This window comes from Azospirillum formosense, assembly GCF_013340925.1.
Taxonomy (GTDB): domain Bacteria; phylum Pseudomonadota; class Alphaproteobacteria; order Azospirillales; family Azospirillaceae; genus Azospirillum; species Azospirillum formosense.
In genome coordinates, this window is record NZ_WHOR01000534.1 from 1 (window position 1) to 842 (window position 842).

1 protein-coding gene and 1 pseudogene are annotated in these 842 nt (G+C 73.6%); both read left to right on the forward strand.

Annotated elements, in window-relative coordinates:
- Positions 1–554, forward strand: a 554-nt coding sequence (locus GBZ26_RS29645; RefSeq protein WP_174441834.1) for an ABC transporter permease, incomplete at its 5' end; no start/stop codon positions are given.
- Positions 551–842, forward strand: a pseudogene (locus GBZ26_RS29650) (ABC transporter permease); the annotation flags it as partial. The gene GBZ26_RS29645 and the pseudogene GBZ26_RS29650, both read left to right, overlap by 4 nt.

Consider the following 842-nt stretch of genomic DNA (forward strand, 5'->3'; position numbering starts at 1 on the left):
TCATGGCCTTCGGGCAGATCGGCATCGCGGTGCCCGGCTTCTGGTTCGCCATCCTGTTGATTTTGCTGTTCTCCGTGCGGCTGGGCTGGTTCTCCGCCGGTGGCTTTCCGGGGTGGGAGGCCGGGGCGGGGCTGGCGCTGAAGGCGCTGCTGCTGCCCGCCGTGGCGCTGGCCCTGCCGGAGGCGGCGATCCTGGCGCGCATCACCCGCACGGCGGCGCTCGACACGCTGCGCGAGGAGTATGTGCGCACGGCGGTCGCCAAGGGCCTGCCGCGCCGCGCGGTGCTGCGGCGCCATGTCCTGCCCAACGCGCTGATCCCCGTCGCCACCATCCTGGGCCTGCAGTTCTCCTTCCTCGTCGCCGGGGCGGTGGTGGTGGAAAACGTCTTCACCCTGCCGGGGCTGGGCCGCCTGCTCTATCAGGCCATCGGCCAGCACGACCTGATCGTGGTGCAGAGCGTCGTCGTGCTGCTGGCGGTCACGGTGGTGGCGGTCAACGCGCTGGTCGACATCGCCTGCGCCGCCATCGACCCACGCCCGCGGGTGACGGCATGAGGCGGCTCGTCCGGCGGGTGCGCCGGCTGCCGGTCAGTCTGCTGCTGGGCGGGCTGCTCACCGCGCTGGTGGTCGGGGCGGCGCTGCTGTCGCTGGTCTGGACGCCCTTCCCGGCGGAGCAGGTGCGGGTGGTCGCCCGGCTGCGCCCGCCGGGGCCGGTCCATTGGCTGGGCACCGACCATTTCGGGCGGGACGTGCTGTCGATGATCCTGGTCGGCGCGCGCAACTCGCTGGCCGTCGGGGCGGCGGCGGTGGCGCTGGGCGCTGTGCTGGGCGTGCCGCTGGGGC